The sequence below is a fragment of the Burkholderia sp. KCJ3K979 genome (assembly GCF_016759955.1).
Lineage (GTDB): Bacteria > Pseudomonadota > Gammaproteobacteria > Burkholderiales > Burkholderiaceae > Burkholderia > Burkholderia orbicola.
Map to the genome: position 1 here is coordinate 1 of NZ_JACFYV010000362.1, position 3,476 is coordinate 3,476.

The 3,476-nt window shown below is 69.5% G+C and carries 3 protein-coding genes and 1 pseudogene; all 4 read left to right on the forward strand.

Going from position 1 to position 3,476, the window contains the following annotated elements; translation table 11 throughout:
• Positions 1-212 (forward strand): annotated as a pseudogene (locus H3O04_RS34585) (sugar ABC transporter ATP-binding protein); the annotation flags it as partial.
• Positions 209-1,228 carry an ABC transporter permease gene (locus H3O04_RS34590; RefSeq protein ID WP_006476069.1) on the forward strand — a complete coding sequence of 340 codons (1,020 nt, stop codon included), beginning with the start codon at positions 209-211 and terminating at the stop codon, positions 1,226-1,228. The pseudogene H3O04_RS34585 and the gene H3O04_RS34590, both read left to right, overlap by 4 nt.
• A 35-nt stretch (positions 1,229-1,263) precedes the next feature.
• The gene (locus H3O04_RS34595; protein ID WP_006476068.1) at positions 1,264-2,295 is read left to right on the forward strand and encodes a LacI family DNA-binding transcriptional regulator; all 1,032 of its coding nucleotides are present in this window, start codon (positions 1,264-1,266) and stop codon (positions 2,293-2,295) included.
• Complete coding sequence (rbsK, locus tag H3O04_RS34600; protein ID WP_105797775.1) at positions 2,292-3,227, forward strand: ribokinase; 936 nt, start codon at positions 2,292-2,294, stop codon at positions 3,225-3,227. Before H3O04_RS34595 ends, rbsK begins: the two co-directional genes overlap by 4 nt.
• Positions 3,228-3,476 lie beyond the last annotated feature (249 nt).

The following is a 3,476-nucleotide window of genomic DNA, read 5'->3' on the forward strand; positions in this document are numbered from 1 at the left end:
AGCTGATGCTGATCTGCGACCGGATCGGCGTGATGTCGGCCGGGCGCATGACCGCCGTATTCGAGCGCGGCAACTGGACCCAGGATGCGCTGCTGGCCGCGGCGTTCGCCGGCTTCGGCCGCGAGACGCCGGCGGCCGCCATGCAGCATCCGGACGCGGGGCAGGCGCGCGGCGCCGCTCCGGGCACTTCGACGACAGGACCACAGCAATGACCCAGCCTCCCGTATCCCCGACCGACGCAGGCGCGCAGCAGGACGTGACGGGGCGCCGCGCGCGCACGCTGTCCGGCACGCGGCTCGGCCTGTCGAACTATCTCGGGCTGGCCGGCGCGCTGGCCGCGATGATCGCGCTGTTCTCGGTGCTGAGCTCGCATTTCCTGACCTACGACACGTTCAGCACGATCGCGAACCAGATTCCCGATCTCGTCGTGATGTCGGTCGGGATGACCTTCGTGCTGATCATCGCCGGGATCGACCTGTCGGTCGGCTCGGTGCTCGCGCTCGCCGCGTCGATGGTCAGCGTCGCCGCGCTGAAATGGCAGTGGGGGCCGCTGCCGGCCGCGCTGATCGGGATCGCGGTCGCGACCGCGACGGGCGCGCTGACGGGCGCGGTCACGGTGGGCTGGCGGATTCCGTCGTTCATCGTGTCGCTCGGCGTGCTGGAGGCCGCGCGCGGCCTCGCGTACCAGCTGACGAATTCGCGCACCGCGTATATCGGCGACGCGTTCGATTTCCTGTCGAACCCGATCGCGCTGGGCATTTCGCCGGCGTTCCTGATCGCGGTCGCGGTGATGATCGCGGCCCAGTTCGTGCTCACGCGCACGGTGTTCGGGCGCTATCTGGTCGGGATCGGCACGAACGAGGAAGCGGTGCGACTTGCAGGGGTTAACCCGAGGCCGTATAAAATCCTCGTATTCGCGCTGATGGGCGCGCTCGCGGGGCTCGCGTCGCTGTTCCAGATTTCGCGGCTCGAGGCGGCCGATCCGAACGCGGGTGCGGGCCTCGAGCTGCAGGTGATCGCCGCCGTCGTGATCGGCGGCACGAGCCTGATGGGCGGGCGCGGCTCGGTGATCAGTACGTTCTTCGGCGTGTTGATCATCTCCGTGCTGGCCGCGGGGCTGGCGCAGATCGGGGCGAACGAGCCGACGAAGCGGATCATCACGGGTGCGGTGATCGTGGTGGCGGTCGTGCTCGATACGTATCGCAGCCGGCGTACGCGCGTGCGGTAAAAAGACAGACAGAACAGACCAGAGAGAAACGGGAAATGGCGACGATCAAGGATGTGGCGGCCATGGCGGGCGTGTCGTTTACGACCGTCTCGCACGTGGTGAACAATTCGCGGCCGGTGTCCGCGGATGTGCGTGCGAAGGTCGAGGGTGCGATCCGCGAGCTGAATTACGTGCCGTCGGCCGTGGCGCGCTCGCTGAAGGCGCGGGCGACGGCGACGATCGGCCTCGTCGTGCCGAACAGCACGAATCCGTACTTCGCCGAGCTTGCGCGCGGCATCGAGGATCAGTGCGCGGCCAACGGCTATTGCGTGTTCTTCTGCAATTCGGACGACGATCCCGTGAAGCAGCGCAACTACCTGCGCGTGCTGCAGGAAAAGCGCATCGACGGGCTGATCGTCGCGTCGGCGGGCGAGGACGCGGTGCTCGCGCAGACGCTCGCGGATATCCATGCGCCGCTCGTCGTGGTCGACCGCAACATCGAGGGGCTCGCGGCCGATCTCGTGCAGATCGACCACGAGCGCGGCGCGTATCTCGCGACGCGTCACCTGCTCGAACTCGGGCACGCGAAGATCGGCTGCATCACGGGGCCGACCGACACCGCCGTCAGCGCGATGCGCGTGCACGGCTTCATCCGCGCGATGGCCGAGCGCGGCGTCGACATCGTGCCGGGCGCGATCGCCGAAAGCGATTTCTCGTGCCTGGGCGGTTATCACGCGGCGTCGCGGCTGTTCGAATCGGTGCGGCCGAGCGCGATTTTCGCGGGCAACGACCTGATGGGCGTCGGCGCGCTGCGCGCGGCGGCCGAGCGCGGGATGCGCGTGCCCGACGACTGCTCGATCATCGGCTTCGACGACATCGAATTTTCCCGCTACACGTATCCGGCGCTGTCGACGGTCGGCCAGTCGGTGCGCGCGCTCGGCGAAATGGCCGCGCAGACGCTGATCGAACGGATCGGCGGCGGTTCGAGCGCCGTGCCGAGCCGCCGTCGCGTCGTGTCGCCGCGCCTCGTGCTGCGCGAATCGACGGCCATCTACCGCGAGCCGGCCGCGCCGGCCGCTCGCGCATGACGGCGACCGTAACGGGCGCCGGCCGCGTGACGGTGGTCGGGAGCCTCAACATGGATCTCGTCGTGCGGGCGCCGCGGCTGCCGCTGCCGGGCGAAACGCTCGCCGGGCACGCCTTCGCGCAGGCCGCGGGCGGCAAGGGCGGCAACCAGGCCGTCGCCGCCGCCCGGCTCGGCGCGCAGGTCGCGATGATCGGCTGCGTCGGCGCGGATGCGCACGGCGCGGCACTGCGCGCGGGCCTCGAGGCCGAGGGCATCGACTGCGCGGGGCTCGCGACGAGCGCGTCGGCGTCGACCGGCGTCGCGCTGATCGTCGTCGACGATGGGAGCCAGAACGCGATCGTGATCGTCGCGGGCGGCAACGGCGAGGTCACGACCGACACGATCGCGCGGCACGAGGCCGCGCTGGCGGCGGCCGACGTGCTGATCTGCCAGCTCGAGACGCCGCCGGACACGGTGTTCGCGGCACTGTCGGCCGGACGCCGGCTCGGTCGCACGGTGGTGCTCAATCCGGCTCCGGCCGTCGCACCGCTGCCGGACGGCTGGCTGCCGCTCGTCGATTACCTGATCCCGAACGAGGTCGAGGCGGCCGCGCTGACGGGGCTGCCCGTGCGCGATCCGGCAGAAGCCGAAGCCGCCGCGCGGGCGCTCCAGGCCGGCGGCGCGCGCAACGTGCTGGTGACGCTCGGCGCACGCGGCGTGCTCGCGTTGACGGCCGACGGCACCGCGCGGCACTATCCGGCGCCGGCCGTGCAGGCGGTCGACACGACGGCCGCCGGCGACACCTTCATCGGCGGCTTTTCCGCACGGCTCGCGGCCGGCGCGGACGTCGACATGGCCATCCGCTTCGCGCAACGCGCGGCGGCGCTGTCGGTCACGCGCGCGGGCGCTCAGCCGTCGATTCCGACGCGCTCCGAACTGGCCGATCAGGCCTGACCCCAGGATCGCGGTTCCGTCTCGTGGCCGGTTCGTCGCACGAAACGGCCGGCCGCACCTCGCCGGCCGCACCTGCCTGAACTTGCCGGTGCCTCGCCGGTCTTTTTTCTTTCGTTGTCGAACTGGCCCGAATTTACGCCATTTTGTTCAGTGATTTGTAATGTTCAGACTAATAATTCGAAAAAATGGTCTGAAATCCGTCAAGTTGTGCGTTGCGCGGTCGTAAATAAATCAAGCGAAGCAATGCTT